16 protein-coding genes are annotated in these 14,270 nt (G+C 46.6%); 12 read left to right on the forward strand and 4 right to left on the reverse strand.

What is annotated here, in order from left to right; genetic code table 11:
- Positions 1–11: 11 nt before the first annotated feature.
- Positions 12–1,703, forward strand: coding sequence for an Rne/Rng family ribonuclease (locus TOCE_RS03750; RefSeq protein ID WP_013275564.1), 1,692 nt, complete (start codon positions 12–14; stop codon positions 1,701–1,703).
- Positions 1,704–1,839: 136 nt separating this feature from the next.
- Positions 1,840–3,300 (forward strand): IS1182 family transposase, encoded by a 1,461-nt coding sequence (locus tag TOCE_RS03755; protein ID WP_425358462.1) that lies wholly within the window; start codon positions 1,840–1,842, stop codon positions 3,298–3,300.
- A gap of 45 nt (positions 3,301–3,345) precedes the next feature.
- Here TOCE_RS03755 and TOCE_RS03760 read toward each other — a convergent pair whose 3' ends face one another.
- The 3 genes from TOCE_RS03760 to TOCE_RS03770 form a co-directional block, all read right to left on the reverse strand.
- A complete protein-coding gene (locus TOCE_RS03760; RefSeq protein ID WP_013275565.1) occupies positions 3,346–3,720 on the reverse strand; it encodes a hypothetical protein in 375 nt (124 codons plus the stop codon).
- 130 nt (positions 3,721–3,850) lie between these two features.
- Positions 3,851–4,189 carry a hypothetical protein gene (locus TOCE_RS03765; RefSeq protein ID WP_013275566.1) on the reverse strand — a complete coding sequence of 113 codons (339 nt, stop codon included), beginning with the start codon at positions 4,187–4,189 and terminating at the stop codon, positions 3,851–3,853.
- On the reverse strand, positions 4,186–4,395 hold the full coding sequence (locus TOCE_RS03770; protein WP_013275567.1) for a hypothetical protein: 210 nt from the start codon (positions 4,393–4,395) through the stop codon (positions 4,186–4,188). The genes TOCE_RS03765 and TOCE_RS03770 overlap by 4 nt, the downstream gene beginning before the upstream one ends.
- A 132-nt stretch (positions 4,396–4,527) precedes the next feature.
- Between TOCE_RS03770 and TOCE_RS03775 the strand changes: the two genes are divergently transcribed.
- The 3 genes from TOCE_RS03775 (at position 4,528) to TOCE_RS03785 (ending at position 6,996) form a co-directional block, all read left to right on the forward strand.
- On the forward strand, positions 4,528–5,022 hold the full coding sequence (locus TOCE_RS03775; protein ID WP_013275568.1) for a cell wall hydrolase: 495 nt from the start codon (positions 4,528–4,530) through the stop codon (positions 5,020–5,022).
- A gap of 13 nt (positions 5,023–5,035) precedes the next feature.
- On the forward strand, positions 5,036–6,394 hold the full coding sequence (gene ypeB, locus TOCE_RS03780) for a germination protein YpeB (protein WP_083768467.1): 1,359 nt from the start codon (positions 5,036–5,038) through the stop codon (positions 6,392–6,394).
- Positions 6,395–6,648: 254 nt separating this feature from the next.
- Positions 6,649–6,996 (forward strand): hypothetical protein, encoded by a 348-nt coding sequence (locus TOCE_RS03785; RefSeq protein ID WP_013275570.1) that lies wholly within the window; start codon positions 6,649–6,651, stop codon positions 6,994–6,996.
- Positions 6,997–7,161: 165 nt separating this feature from the next.
- On the opposite strand, the gene TOCE_RS03790 is transcribed toward TOCE_RS03785, so the two are convergent.
- Entirely contained in the window at positions 7,162–7,797 is a 636-nt protein-coding gene (locus TOCE_RS03790; protein ID WP_013275571.1) for a DUF3786 domain-containing protein, read from the reverse strand.
- Positions 7,798–8,120: 323 nt separating this feature from the next.
- Between TOCE_RS03790 and cooS the strand changes: the two genes are divergently transcribed.
- From cooS to obgE, 7 genes are all read left to right on the forward strand, one after another.
- Complete coding sequence (gene cooS, locus TOCE_RS03795) at positions 8,121–10,034, forward strand: anaerobic carbon-monoxide dehydrogenase catalytic subunit (protein WP_013275572.1); 1,914 nt, start codon at positions 8,121–8,123, stop codon at positions 10,032–10,034.
- 656 nt (positions 10,035–10,690) lie between these two features.
- Entirely contained in the window at positions 10,691–11,119 is a 429-nt protein-coding gene (locus TOCE_RS03800) for an NUDIX domain-containing protein (RefSeq protein WP_013275573.1), read from the forward strand.
- 145 nt (positions 11,120–11,264) lie between these two features.
- Positions 11,265–11,579 (forward strand): 50S ribosomal protein L21, encoded by a 315-nt coding sequence (rplU, locus tag TOCE_RS03805; protein ID WP_013275574.1) that lies wholly within the window; start codon positions 11,265–11,267, stop codon positions 11,577–11,579.
- Positions 11,576–11,914, forward strand: a complete 339-nt coding sequence (locus TOCE_RS03810; RefSeq protein WP_013275575.1) for a ribosomal-processing cysteine protease Prp — start codon at positions 11,576–11,578, stop codon at positions 11,912–11,914. The genes rplU and TOCE_RS03810 overlap by 4 nt, the downstream gene beginning before the upstream one ends.
- A 1-nt stretch (position 11,915) precedes the next feature.
- Positions 11,916–12,200, forward strand: a complete 285-nt coding sequence (gene rpmA / locus TOCE_RS03815) for a 50S ribosomal protein L27 (RefSeq protein WP_013275576.1) — start codon at positions 11,916–11,918, stop codon at positions 12,198–12,200.
- A gap of 84 nt (positions 12,201–12,284) precedes the next feature.
- Positions 12,285–12,908 (forward strand): Spo0B domain-containing protein, encoded by a 624-nt coding sequence (locus tag TOCE_RS03820; protein ID WP_223156837.1) that lies wholly within the window; start codon positions 12,285–12,287, stop codon positions 12,906–12,908.
- Positions 12,909–12,966: 58 nt separating this feature from the next.
- The gene (obgE, locus tag TOCE_RS03825) at positions 12,967–14,235 is read left to right on the forward strand and encodes a GTPase ObgE (protein ID WP_013275578.1); all 1,269 of its coding nucleotides are present in this window, start codon (positions 12,967–12,969) and stop codon (positions 14,233–14,235) included.
- Positions 14,236–14,270 lie beyond the last annotated feature (35 nt).

Here is a 14,270-nt window from a genome sequence, read left to right on the forward strand (position 1 = left end):
CTGGAGTACTAATGTCAAAAGAAATTATAGCCGACGTAGGGCGAGATCAGGTAAGGGTGGGAATTTTAGAGGACAGGGAGCTCGTGGAATTTTTTATCGAAAAGAATTTCGAGGAGCGGGTGGCGGGAAATATTTATAAGGGCAGGGTGACCAACGTACTTCCGGGCATGCAGGCTGCCTTTGTGGACATCGGTCTTGAGAAAAATGCTTTTTTGTACGTGGGCGATATAAATATTGACTCGGTAGGGCCGGAGGAGAAGGACCTCCTGGAGGGTTTGAGGAAACTTTCGATTAAGGATATTTTAAGGGTCGGCCAGGAGGTACTGGTCCAGGTGGTCAAGGAACCCATGGGGTCAAAAGGTGCGCGGGTCTCGACCAACATAACCCTGCCCGGCAGGTACCTGGTTCTTATGCCGCGAGTTGATTATGTGGGAATCTCCCGGAGGATTGAAAAGGAAGAAGAGAGAAATCGCCTGAAGGCCCTTGCAGAGGAATTGCGACCGCCTCGCATGGGAGTGATAGTGCGGACAGCCGCCGAGGGGAGAGGTAGAGATGAACTGAAGGCGGATATTGATTACCTTAAAAAGCTCTGGGAGGACATTCAGCTCAGGCAGAGGGGAGGCAACGCCCCGAGGCTCATTTACAAAGATATGAACCTCCTGGCCAGAATAGTAAGGGACGTATTCACTCCCGAAGTCAGCCGGTTTTATATAAACAGCCCTTCGGGTTATGAGAAATTACTGGAACTCGTATCGATGATATCCCCTTCTTTAAAGGACAGGATAAGCCTATATAGGGGACAGGAAGAAATATTCGAGTACTTTAACATTGAACAGGAAATAGAAAGGGCACTGCGCCGCAAGGTATGGCTGAGGTCGGGGGGATATATCGTTATCGATCGCACCGAAGCCCTGACCGCGATCGATGTAAATACAGGTAAGTTTGTGGGCAGCATAGATCTGGAAGACACAGTTTTGAAAACCAACCTGGAAGCTGCCAGGGAAATCGCAAAACAGGTGAGATTGAGAGATATCGGCGGAATCATAATTATCGATTTTATAGATATGAATTCCCCAGAACACAGGAAGATGGTGCTCGATGCGCTCGAGTCCGAACTGAAAAAGGACAGGACCAGGACCCATATACTTGGCATAACTTCCCTCGGGCTTGTGGAGATGACCAGAAAAAAGGTCAGGCAAAGCCTTGACGAAGTTATGGAAAAAGTCTGCCCGTACTGTGAAGGCAAAGGCAGGATCTTATCAGAAGAGGCCATGGCAAAGAGAGTAGAGCGGGAACTTTCGCGGATTTTCAGGAACAACCGGGGGGAAGCGGTGCTGATTGAGGTCCACCCGTCGGTGGCATCGTCGGTGATCGGAGCGGGGGGCAGCAGGCTTTCGCTGCTGGAACAGCGGTACGAAAAGTATATTTTCATAAAGGGTAATGCCTCCCTTCACCCGGAAGAAATAAAGGTAAGAGCCGTCGGCAGCAAAGCCAAACTCGAAAACCTAGCGGTACCGGTAAGGGAGGGGCAGGTTATAGAAGTTGTAATAGAGGAAACCCATGCCACTTTACCTGACCACGGAATAGCGCGGGTAGACGGATATGTTATAGATATAGAGGATGGGGCGAACTTTCTCGGTGAAAAAGTGAAAGTACAAATATATAAGACCCACCGCACCTATGCAAAAGCCCGCCCAATATAAAAGCCGTGCAAAAAGCACGGCTTTCAGACTGTCGACAAAGTAACTGTCGACAGTCTTTTTTTGCAAAAGCTAGTACAAAAATCATCAGCTTTTTAGTAAAATTAAAGAAGATACAAAAATATTGTGGGGCGATGAAATGTTAACGAAGAAAAATCGAGAAATAATAGAGCAGGTAGAATTAGTAAGCATCGATAGCTTAGTACCTCAAGACCATCTCCTTAGGGCAGTAGAAGAAAGCATCGACTTTAATTTCATTTATGATGAAGTAAAAGACCTATATAGCGAAAATACAGGAAGACCTAGTATTGACCCGGTAGTGTTAATTAAGCTACTCATGCTCCAAGCATTGTATGGAATCCGCTCCATGCGCCAAACCATCAGAGAAGTAGAAGTCAATGTAGCTTACCGTTGGTTTTTAGGCTATGGATTACAAGAAAAAATACCTCACTTTTCAACTTTTGGAAAAAACTATGAACGGCGGTTTAAGGAAAGTGATCTATTTGAAAAGATATTCGAGCGGGTGTTGATGGAAGCAATAGAATGCGGGTTTGTTAAAACAGATGCAGTATTTATCGATGCTACTCACATAAAAGCCAGTGCCAATAAGAATAAATATATCGAGAAAGTCGCTAAGCAACGGACTCAAAAATATAAGGAAGAACTTTTAAAAGAAATCAACGCCGAACGGGAAGCAAACGGTAAAAAGCCCTTTGAAGAAGAAGATGATGATGACGATAACAACAAAGGAGAAAATAGCTCTAAAAAAGTCAGGGTAAGCACCACAGATCCTGAAAGTGGGATGTTTCAAAAAGGGGAAAAAGAGCGCTGCTTTGCCTACACAGCTTCTGTAGCCTGTGACCGGAACAACTTTGTCCTTGGTGTCAAAATAGCACCTGGAAATGTTCATGACAGCCAGGTATTCTCCGATTTATTTCAAGAAGTAAACGATAAATTTTCTAAAATAGAGGCGGTAGTGGTTGATGCAGGCTACAAAACCCCCGGGATATGCAGAGAAATCATTGAGGCAGGAGCGCTTCCCGTTATGCCCTACAAGAGGCCGATGACCAAAGATGGTTACTTTAAAAAACGCGAATACGTCTATGACGAATATTATGATTGTTACATATGCCCCAACAACCAAATATTAGAATACAGCACCACCAACCGGGCGGGATACCGGGAATATAGGAGCAACCCCCAAATATGCTGTAAATGTCCCATGCGCCTACAGTGCACCAAAAGTAAAAATTACACAAAAATCATAACTCGGCATATATGGGAGCATTACATAGAAATAGCGGAAGATATAAGACACACCCAATGGGGTAAAGAACTATACAAAATGCGCGGCCAGACCATCGAGCGGGTATTTGCCGATGCGAAGGAAAAGCATGGCATGCGCTATACAAATCTACGAGGCTTGAGGAAAGTTGGACATTACCTCACGCTTCTTTTCGCATGCATGAATTTAAAAAAGCTGGCTTTATGGAAGAAAAGACGGGGAACGTTTCCGCCAACAGTCCCCGCTTTACATTCGTTTTTCTTAAAAATTTTCTTCGCCTTCAACAAAAAGCCGCTTTTAGGTTATGCATCCTAAAAGCGGCTTTGTCTACAAGCTGAAAGCCGTGCAAAAAGCACGGCTTTAAGTATGTTTTGCTTTTTCATCACCACTTTTACCGCCTTTGGCCTCCGAAGGTGAACCTTCGCCGGAAGAAAAGGTTTTAACCAGGTTTAACAGCGTTGCAGGATTTATCTTCTTATCGGAGGAGCCTCCGAGCGCTCCCAGGAGGCTTGCTGCCAGTTCTTTAATGTCCGAGGACCCCAATTTAGAGGGGGAAGAGACTTTTATATCGTTTTTTAATTCCTGCGAATTCAGATACGTAATTATCCCCAGGATATTGCTCAAAGCGAGAAGGCTGATGAGTTCGTTGAAATTATTTCCCCGCCTCCCCTGGATTACATCTACTACCATTTCCATCAAACCAAAGTCAGGCCTGCCGTTGTTTCCGTCAGACAATTGCACCGCCTCCTTTAGAACTTCCGGATAATCACCAGCTGTTTTCGTTAATTTAATATATGCTCGTGAGAAGTAAAAAAGAATAAAAAACAGGGCCTTTCAGCCCCGTTGCTCATCAGGTGACTCTCTTTTAAGCGTCTTTTTCCTTATCGGCCAGTATGTTTAAAAGATTTTCCAGCTCCTGAGATTTGTCGGGCATTGTTGAGCTGTTTTCCTGTTCGGTTTTATCCTCTTCGGTATTATCCTTTTCGCTTTCGCTTTCGTTCTTTTCAGTTTCCTGCGGTTCGGCGACTATTGAAAGCAGCGTGCTCAGCGCTTCGATATTAATTTTTTGTTCCGGGTCCTGCGGGCGAAAAACATCGACGACCGTTGAGAAAAGTTCTACTATTTCCTGCCCTCTTATGCTCAGGAAGGGTTTCAACGCGTTTAAAAGTCTTAAATCGTTGTCGGATACTGAAAGCAGTCTCACGATGCCTCCCTCCCGTTGCTCTTTTTTCTAGATAATGCCGACGCTTCAGAGGACTTGATGAGTAAAATTAATATAAGGAAAAGTGTAAAGGGGTTAAAGGAGGTTCTTCTGACGTCATTTTTTTTGTTTTCATTCTTTTTGTTTTCATTCTTTTTGTTTTCATTTTCTTTGTTATCGTGTTTTTTGTTGTCGTCATAGCCGGTCATTGTCCATCACCCTGCTTTTCATAAATTTTTCTAGATTATTATATGACTCATCTCTTCCGGGAGTGCAGGAATAAGGTGTATGAAAATCAGTAAAACTAAAAATGATCAATAAATGTAAAAGGTGGTGGTGCTGTGGACAGATTTGTTAGAAACGTACGGCTGGTAACGGCTCTGGTACTGGTAATGATCCTTGCTGCTGGAATTGCTTTTGGTCGGCAGCACCGTGCTGCAGAAGCCCGCGCAGAAGCGGGGGCTTATGCCGTTTCGGCGCGGAGCAATGACTATGTCCTGCTTGCCCGGATTGTAGCCGGCGAGGCAGCCGGAGAACCCTATGTCGGCCAGGTGGCCGTTGCGGCGGTGATTTTGAACCGGGTGAAAAGCCCAAAATTTCCCAATACGATTGCCGAGGTCATTTATCAGCCCGGAGCCTTTGAATCGGTGAGCAACGGCCAGATATGGGCCCGCTATCCCAGCAGGACTAATTTTAAAGCAGCCCAGGACGCACTCAACGGGTGGGACCCCACATACGGCAGCCTTTTCTTCTGGAATCCCTCAAAAAGGGTGAATCCCTGGATATGGACCCGCAGGATAATTACCCAGATTGGGGACCATGTCTTCGGCAAGTAATGGAAAAGGAGTGATGTTTTTGAGAAACAGGTATGTCACATGGGGTCTGGGTGTACTTACTATAGTTTTAATCGCTCTGGCTTTATGGTCCATGGGCAGCAGGGCGTATTCGGCCGAAAACCTCCTGGAAGCCAATTACCAGAAGGGTTTTTTCAACCTTGTCGATGATGTGAACACCCTAAATATACTTCTGTCAAAAAGCCTTGTAACATCATCGGACAGCCAGCGGATAATAATTTTGACAAGCATATGGCATGAAGCCGAAAACGCCCGGTCAAACCTGGCCTCCCTGCCGCTGGGCAGTAGGGATATGACCAACCTGCAGAAATTCTTCGCACAGATGGGAGATTTTTCCCACACCCTAGCTAAAAAAGTTTCTCTGGGTGAGCAGATTTCCGATAAAGAATGGGACACGCTGGAGCAGTTCAAAAAAAATACCCAGAATCTCAGCAGGAGATTGAGGGAACTGCAGGACAGCGTAGCCACGGGCAGGATAAGGTGGGAAAGCGGTTCTTTTGCTCCGGGTCTTAGCAAAAGGATTGAGCCCGGTTTGGCGGACAGATTCGCCGCTATCGACCAGAGGCTAAAAGAAGAAGCGCCGAGTATTACCTATGACGGGCCTTTCTCTGACCATGTGGAAGAAATAACGCCGAAAGCGATTACCGGCTCCGCCGTCAACGAACAGCAGGCTATTGAAAAAGGCAAGAAATTTATAGATAACCCGGCAAATGTTCGCTACGATGTTTCGGTTTACAGCCGCACCCGGGGGACGGTAAACGCATATTCTCTAAAATTTACAAGGCCCGGAGCAGATGGGGCTGAGATCGTGATGGACGTAAGCCGTCAGGGAGGCCATGTCATCTGGTTTTTAAACACCAGGGACATCGGAGAGCAAAAAATTGACATAAAGACGGCCGTTGACAAAGCCAGAAAATTCCTGGAAGCCAGGGGATACGCGAATATGGAGCCTACCGGGTCCCTGAGGGAAGACAATTCCTTGACGGTCACCTTCGCGTATAAACAGGGGGACGTCCTGGTGTATCCGGATTTTGTAAAAGTAGAGGTGGCTCTTGACGACGGGCAGGTGGTAGGTTTCGATGCCATGGGCTATCTTACACACCATACGATGAGGAAAATCCCCTCACCCGGTATAAGCGAAAAACATGTCCGGGATAGCTTGAACAAAAGCTTAGAGGTCAGGAGAATACGCAAGGTGATTATCCCCGATCCGGCATTGAAGGAAAGGTTCTGCTATGAAGTAGACGCAAATCTGGACGATGAACGCTACCTCATCTATATCAACGCCCAGAACGGCAGAGAGGAGCAGATACTGAAAGTAGTGGAGACCGAAAACGGGACCATGACCATGTAGCCGGTAAAAGAACAAATTGTACTTGAATTGAATAGCCTATTATTAGAAACTTAAGGGGCTGGAAGGAGGGGGTCTTTTTGGTTCTGTCCCACGAGACCAAAAGGGATGCTTTTATAGTTTTTCTGGTATTGATACTGTTGCTCCTGGCAGATTAAGCGGGGTACCCCCCGCTTACTAAATTTTTTTGTAAAAGCACATAAGCAGGCAAAGGTGAATATTATATAAAAAGATTAACTTTTTTGGGGGGATCTTTTGTGTCTTTTACCCGGGACCTTGTCGACGGCCTATACCGGCAGGATAAGTATTCTCTAGTCTATCTTTTGCTTATGACGAACGTGCTGAGCCTTGCGGTTTTTTTGTCCAAAGATGCTGGCTTAAAATCCGTGTCGGATGAGTTTAACGCCGGTGAAAGGGAAAAGCCTGCTATTTCGAACAATCCTCCGGTTGAACAGCCCTTGGAAAGAGCCGTGGCGGCTGCCGCAAGCGGCGGTATCGAAGTGCCCGTCCCGGAAAAACCGGCCGAGAAGCCCCAAAAAGACAAAGTGATAGATCTTGAAAAAGTCCGGTCAAAACCGCTGGTGTGGCGCTTCCCCAATAATTGAATTGGGTCCGGCCGGATCTGGCTCCAATCCATGTCCGTTCAAAACCTCGCCGGAAGGTTGGTACCCTATCTACCTTAATCGTCTTCTTAATGAGTTCTGAGTGCTCAAAATAACGCTGTCCTACTGTCTGCAAGAGGTATTTCCTTTCGGACAAGCAAAGAAGAGTTATACCGAATGTTTAGCGCTAATAAGCAAATCCCTAATCAAGCCGCACAGTGCAACAATGTCTTCTATGTGCATGTGACAGGAAATACTGGTATCAAAAAGAATTTGGCATGACGGAGGTATAACGTCTTCACCTTCCCAAAATTGTATTTTGATTGGTATCCTGGGGGTGAAAAGCCCTTCGGCAGATAAGTCGGCTTTGTTTTTTTCAGGGTTGAAGCCTAAATGCACCAATCTCCCGTAAAGTCGATCTTTATCGCAAACAGCATAATACTTGCTTAAGACATCTAAAACATAGGTTTTAATCGACGGAAAAAATACGTTGCCATCGGGTAATTCTCTATAACTTACCCATTTTTTACTAAGAGGTATATCTTTTGCCCCGGAAAGGTAATTGAGCAATATCAGCCTCCATTCCAGCGGCGGCCTATTGCCGGAGTCCAAAAAGAAAATATCACCCTCCGGATACGATATCTGAAAGCTATGGTTAAAGCTTTTCAAGTAAAAACACATCCTGGAACCATCGTATTCACAAAGAGCCGATCTTGCAATATCTTGAGGAGCAAGGCGTGCAAGCTTATCCCTGCTTTTTGAAAAAGCGGAAAAATATGCTCCTTCGTTTTTTTTATTATCCATAAGAATACACCCCCCCGGTTAAAGCCGTAATCCGGCTTTAGTTTTAGCGGCAGAAATTCTCAAGGCCAAGATGGAAAAGAGCCTTCACGGCCACAAAAAACTAATACATAAAGAAATGAGAGGTCTAATATGTATATATTCGATACATAATTGGAGCAGACCTTCTTTTAGTCAAGGGTTACCTTCTAAAGTGATTCCTAAATGCTGAAGTATTTTGTAATGGTATTACGACACGAAATCAATTATCCGGCACCTCTTGCATATAAACCAAAATTTATGAACAAACTTGATATAGCATAAAAAGTTCCCGAGGAGGTTAGCCCATGGCTGAAACCATTCTGGAAAAATCCGAAGGACGCGTAAGCTACCACGATTCGGTTGAAGAAATGTTAAAGCGAATTCGGGAAGACGGGCTTACGAATGTCTTTGACCGCTGGGCCTTGCAGGAAAAGGCAAGGTGCAAGTTCTGCCTTCAGGGATTGAGCTGCCAGCTTTGTTCTCAGGGCCCCTGCCGCATCAACGACAAAGCCGGAATGACCCGCGGCGTCTGCGGCATTGATGCCGATGCCATGGCCATAAGGAAGTTCTTACTTCAAAATGCTATGGGGGCCGCCACTTACGCCCATCATGCCTATCAGGCATTCAAAACCCTCAAAGCTACCGGAGAGGGTAAAACGCCTTTTACCATCTCCGATGTCGACAAGTTAAAGTGGATGTGCGAAAAGGTGGGCATAAACACCAATCAGGATATCAATAGCATGGCCGTTGAGCTTGCCGATTTTTTACAGGCCGAGATGGAAAGAAGCGATGAAAATCCCAGCATAATGGTAGAAGTTTTTGCTCCGAAGAAGAGGAAGGAAGTCTGGAGAAAGCTCGCCATTTACCCGACAGGGGTGATGAGCGAAATCAGGGACGCCGTTGCAAGCTGCCTTACCAACGTGGACGGCGATTATATTTCACTGGCAAAGAAAGCCTTGAGACTCGGGCTTGCTACAATTTACACCGCCCAAATCGGCCTTGAAATAGCCCAGGACATACTGTACGGGACGCCGAAACCACACGAGGTCGATGTGGATCTCGGCATTATGGACCCGGACTACGTGAATATCGTATTTAACGGCCACCAGCCTTTTGTCGGTGTGGCAACCCTTTTAAAAGCTAGGACTCCGGAGGTCCAGAAGAAGGCAAAAGCCGCCGGCGCGAAAGGGCTTAGGGTTGTGGGCTGTATTGAAACGGGACAGGAGCTTATACAGAGATTTAACACGGATGACGTCTTTGTGGGATTGACCGGGAACTGGCTCGCCATAGAACCGCTTTTGGCCACCGGAACCGTCGATGTGTTTGCGATGGAGGAAAACTGCTCTCCCCCGGCTCTGGGACCTTATGCCGATGAGTATCAGGTGACTCTGGTCAGTATCAACGATATCGTCCGGTTGCCTGATTTGCAGTACATTTTCGACTACAAGCCGCCCGAGGCGAGCTTCATCGCCGACAAATTAATCGAGCTCGGTATAGAAAACTTCAAAAAAAGAAGGGGCAAGGTAACGCCGAAAGTTCCGCCTTTTAAAACGAAGGCGATTGTCGGTTTTTCCACAGAGGCTGTCCTGGAAGCACTTGGAAACAATCTGGATTCACTGGTCCGGGTGATAGCCGACGGAAAGATAAAGGGTATAGCGGCACTGGCGAGCTGCTCTACTCTGAGAAATGGCCCGCAGGACTGGATGACGGTCAACTTAACGAAGGAACTTATCGGAAGGGATATCCTGGTAGTAAGCGCTGGCTGCGGCAACCACGGCTTGGAAGTAGCGGGTCTTTGCAATATGGATGCCGTCGAGCTAGCCGGCGAAGGACTAAAAGAGGTGTGCAGAGCACTTAACATTCCTCCGGTCCTGAGCTTCGGCACCTGTACCGATACCGGAAGAATATCGATGCTGGTGACTGCATTGGCGGACCACATGGACCTGGATATACCCGACCTTCCCATTGCGATTACCGCTCCCGAGTGGATGGAGCAGAAAGCCACCATCGATGGAGTATTCGCGCTGGCATACGGCGCTCTTACCCACATTTCCCCGGTTCCGTTTATATCGGGAGCCGAAAGGCTTGTAAAACTTCTTACGGAGGATCTGGAGGAACTTACCGGCGGTAAGGTAGCCCTTGGGGATGACCCGAAAGAAGCAGCCGATAAAATTGAATCCCACATTATGGAAAAGAGAAAAGCTTTGGGCCTGAAATGAAAAAGCTCAAAGCAGTAAAATACTTGGGTGGGTTCCCTACTTCCGGAGTTTTGATACTCCATATCAGGGATACCCACCCTTTGCAATGCATTTTTTTAAAAAAGGCTGAATTAAGTCTTACTCATCTACTAAAAAAGTAATCTTATTCTGACAAATAAAATTAAGGAAGGGTGTTTTTGATGGATTAAAACAAAACAATAAACAACGAAAAAAGTCGGGAGGAAGCTGTAGCCACTGCCGGTGGCATAGAAGAAGTCTCTAAGAGTGAGCTGAATCGCATAAAAAATGTGATAGCAATAATGAGCGGGAAGGGCAAAGACGCAGGATTCGCTTGGTAGAAGTAGCTTAGTTGGTTACTCTCCGGAGGAATTAGGCAATTTAGCTACCTCTAAGGCGTTAGATACTTCATCTCCCACTAAAATTTTACAGCCATTTATGTTAAACCTACCCACGCGGTGTTTGATGGTGTCAGCGGCGAAGGCTATTTTTATACGGCCAATCTTATGATCGCAAATGTCGAATGAAAAATTGACTTATGAAATAAAATTGGTAAATTAGATATAGAAATTAATATTTGAATAATGATAATTTTGATTATAAGATGAGGATGACATGGGTTAAAATTGGGTTAAATAAATGAAGCGGGAGGGGCTCTTATGTATCCAAATTATCGGATTTCTGTTGAAATCATATTATTGCATGAAGGAAAGATCCTTTTAACCAAACGTGCGCCACATTGCAAGGTCGCTCCGAATGTCTGGAATGTCCCCGCAGGAAAGATAAAATATGATGAAATTCCCGTTCAAGGCTTGTATCGAGAAGCAAAAGAGGAAATCAATTTAGATGTGGAATTGTTGGAAGAGCTGTCAGTTAGGAATTTAAAAAGTAAAAGTGGAGATGAAGATATATACCGGGTCGTGTTTACGTATCTTGTTAAACCTAAAGACGGTGATATTTCTTCGCTCAAACTTAATGACGAACATTCCGAGTTGGCCTGGATTACCAAAGAAGATCTCAATAACCCAAAATATGAAACGCTTCACGATGATATACGAAACATCCTTTTGACGAAGGTGTTTAAGTAGAGATGTCCAGGCAAAGCAGCGGGAAGTTGACAGAGCTTCGGACTTTGTGCTAAAATAAACTACGTGGTTTTGCGCCGGCCACCGCACGGGACGGGTTGAAAAATTATTACCTGGATCTCGGCGAGAAGTAAGGAGGATGATAGGGATGTATGCTGTTATAGAGACCGGCGGAAAACAGTATAGGGTTTCTCAAGGCGACGTGATTCGCGTCGAGAAATTGAATGCTGCTGAAGGGGAGACGATCGAGCTCGATCGGGTGCTGGCCGTATCCGACGGTGACAAGCTGCTGGTCGGACAGCCGGTGCTGGAAAATGCCAAGGTCACCGCAACGGTGCTGAAGCATGGCAAGGGCAAGAAAATCATCGTCTTCAAGTACAAGCCCAAGAAGAATTATCGCAGGAAAAAGGGACACCGTCAGCCCTATACTGAGATAAGGATTGAAAGCATCTTGCTGTCATGATTAAGGCTACCGTTGTCCTGGATGCCCGCGGACGAGTGCGGGAACTTTTGATCAGAGGGCATGCGGGATATGCCGAATACGGCAAAGATATAGTATGTGCGGCGGTTTCGGCCTTGGCCGAGACCGCGGTTCTCGGCATTGAAGAAGTTGCCGGGGTAAATGTTTCACCGGTTAAGAGGGAAGGTTATTTTCATTTAACTATCCCCGAGGATGAGAGTGAAGATAAATTGGCGAGGGTCGGTATTATACTGGATACCATAGTTATAGGTCTGAAGGATATCGCGAAGACCTACCCGTCGCATATAAAGGTCGAAACGAAAAGAGGAGGTGTGTAGGATGAATCTTCAGCTTTTTGCACACAAAAAGGGAGTAGGCAGCACCAGGAACGGCAGGGACAGCGAGTCGAAGCGCCTGGGAGTCAAGAGGTTTGACGGTCAGTTCGTGAGCGCCGGAAGCATCCTTGTGCGCCAGCGCGGCACCAGAATCTACCCTGGCAAGAACGTAGGAATGGGAGTGGACCACACCCTTTTTGCCAAGATCGACGGTTTTGTGAAGTTCGAGCAAAAGGGTAAGGATAAAAAACTCGTGAGCGTTTACCCCGAAATGCAGCTCCTCGGATAAGCGAGGAGCTTTTTTAATAATGCAGGAAATCCAGCAATACGTGAAGAATATTAACGGTTGTTAATATTCCGGAAGGGTATGATGGTGTTGAAAAGGCGCGAGCTTATCTATTTGACCTCAGGCGGCCAACTTATCGTTTGCCTTATCCTCTTAGGTATGTTGATCGCAGAAACCCATTACACGGGTATAGCCGCATTATCGGCGACCTTTTGCGCGGTGCTTTTTTTAAGCACTGTTTTCCTGGTACGGGGTTTTTTTGAATATGTACCTAAAAAGGACTGGGACAGCATCTTCCTTTGCTGGAGGCTTCAGCGCCACGATTTCAACAACCACCTTCAGATAATCTACACCATGATCCAGCTGGGTAAGCACGAAAAAGCGCTGGAATACATGAATAATGTAAAAAGGGACAATGAGGTTTTTTCCGCCGTGTGCAGGCTAGAAGACCCGCGGATCATAAGTGAGGTTTCTGACATCATTCTCTCCGCAAGACAGGAGGGTATCAGTATTATCCTTGATATACCCGGCGATTTCAGCCCAGAAAATATAAGTCAAAATACCATAAAATCTTTGAGTGAACGCACAAGGACCCTTATGGCAGAATTGAAGGGCGTTTCCGGGAAGCGGGATTTGAATATAAGCTTTGCGGAGCCGGGTAAGGTTAAGATATCTTCAAACGCCCTTGAAGGCAGAACTATCGTAATCTGAACTCCATGTAGAAATGATATAATTAAAACTAAAAGGGAATGCAAAAAGGTGATGAAATATGTTTGTGGACAGGGCGAAAATCTACGTTAAAGCAGGCGACGGAGGCAACGGGGTCGTTGCCTTTAGAAGGGAAAAATACGTCCCCCGGGGTGGTCCCAGCGGGGGCGACGGCGGTAAGGGCGGGGACGTGGTGCTCATGGTCGACTCCAATCTTTCCACCTTGCAGGATTTCAAATACAGAGCGCACTACAAAGCCCAGCGCGGCCAGAACGGCCAGGGCTCCAACAAGATAGGTAAGAGCGGCGAGGACCTGGTTATAAAGGTGCCTCCCGGAACAGTGGTAAAGGATGCCGAAACCGGGGAAATACTGGCGGACCTGGTTAAACCCGGCCAGACCTTCATTGCGGCCAGAGGAGGAAGGGGAGGCAGGGGGAATGCGCGCTTCGTGTCACCGGTAAACCAGGCTCCCGATTTTGCCGAGAAGGGAGAACCTGGAGAGGAACGCTGGATACTGTTAGAATTAAAGCTGCTGGCTGACGTAGGCCTGATAGGTTTTCCGAACGCGGGTAAGTCCACCCTCCTTTCCCGTATGACGGCGGCGAGGCCAAAGATAGCCGATTACCCCTTTACCACCCTTACGCCCAACCTTGGGGTCGTAGATATGGGTCCTACAGGTAGGAGCTTCGTGGTCGCCGACATACCCGGCCTTATAGAGGGGGCCCACGAGGGCCTGGGGCTGGGGCATGAGTTTCTAAGGCACGTGGAGAGAACCAGGGTACTGGTTCACATAATAGATGCGGCAGGCCTGGAGAACGATCCTGTGGAGGGTTTTTATATTATAAACAGGGAATTGGCAGCCTTTAGCGAAAAGCTCGCTCAAAAACCCCAGATAGTGGCGGCCAATAAGATGGACCTTCCCCAGGCCAGGGAAAACCTGGATAGGATAAAATCCCAGCTGGAACCCCGAGGCTATGAGGTAGTCCCTATATCGGCGGCCACAGGGGAGGGCGTAAAGGAACTGATATATAAGATAATCCAGTATCTGGACAAAGTAGGAGACGCAGCGCTCGAAACTGTCGAGGTGAAAAAATACACCATTAAGGAAGAGGATGAAATCAGAGTGGAGCGGGTCGGTGATGTTTTCCAGGTAAAGGGGAAAGTCATTGAGCGCTTGGTGGTGATGACCGACCTGGATAACGAATCGGCGGTTAAGAGGTTGCAGCAGGCGTTTAAACGCATGGGTATTGACGAACTTCTCAAAGAAAAAGGAATCAAAGAAGGGGATACGGTGAGGATCGGTAATGCAGAGTTTTACTATACCGAGTAATTGAAAACAACATCGTAAAATGATATAATCAGACC

It is taken from the genome of Thermosediminibacter oceani DSM 16646 (genome assembly GCF_000144645.1).
Classification (GTDB): domain Bacteria; phylum Bacillota; class Thermosediminibacteria; order Thermosediminibacterales; family Thermosediminibacteraceae; genus Thermosediminibacter; species Thermosediminibacter oceani.

What these genes read in the sequence shown, in the direction of transcription:
- TOCE_RS03750 (WP_013275564.1), top strand. Translation starts at nt 12, where the DNA reads ATGTCAAAAGAAATTATAGCCGACGTAGGGCGAGATCAGGTAAGGGTG.
- TOCE_RS03755 (WP_425358462.1), top strand. Translation starts at nt 1,840, where the DNA reads ATGTTAACGAAGAAAAATCGAGAAATAATAGAGCAGGTAGAATTAGTA.
- TOCE_RS03770 (WP_013275567.1), bottom strand. Translation starts at nt 4,395, where the DNA reads ATGACCGGCTATGACGACAACAAAAAACACGATAACAAAGAAAATGAA.
- ypeB (WP_083768467.1), top strand. Translation starts at nt 5,036, where the DNA reads ATGTTTTTGAGAAACAGGTATGTCACATGGGGTCTGGGTGTACTTACT.
- TOCE_RS03790 (WP_013275571.1), bottom strand. Translation starts at nt 7,797, where the DNA reads ATGGATAATAAAAAAAACGAAGGAGCATATTTTTCCGCTTTTTCAAAA.
- cooS (WP_013275572.1), top strand. Translation starts at nt 8,121, where the DNA reads ATGGCTGAAACCATTCTGGAAAAATCCGAAGGACGCGTAAGCTACCAC.
- TOCE_RS03800 (WP_013275573.1), top strand. Translation starts at nt 10,691, where the DNA reads ATGTATCCAAATTATCGGATTTCTGTTGAAATCATATTATTGCATGAA.
- rplU (WP_013275574.1), top strand. Translation starts at nt 11,265, where the DNA reads ATGTATGCTGTTATAGAGACCGGCGGAAAACAGTATAGGGTTTCTCAA.
- TOCE_RS03810 (WP_013275575.1), top strand. Translation starts at nt 11,576, where the DNA reads ATGATTAAGGCTACCGTTGTCCTGGATGCCCGCGGACGAGTGCGGGAA.
- rpmA (WP_013275576.1), top strand. Translation starts at nt 11,916, where the DNA reads ATGAATCTTCAGCTTTTTGCACACAAAAAGGGAGTAGGCAGCACCAGG.
- obgE (WP_013275578.1), top strand. Translation starts at nt 12,967, where the DNA reads ATGTTTGTGGACAGGGCGAAAATCTACGTTAAAGCAGGCGACGGAGGC.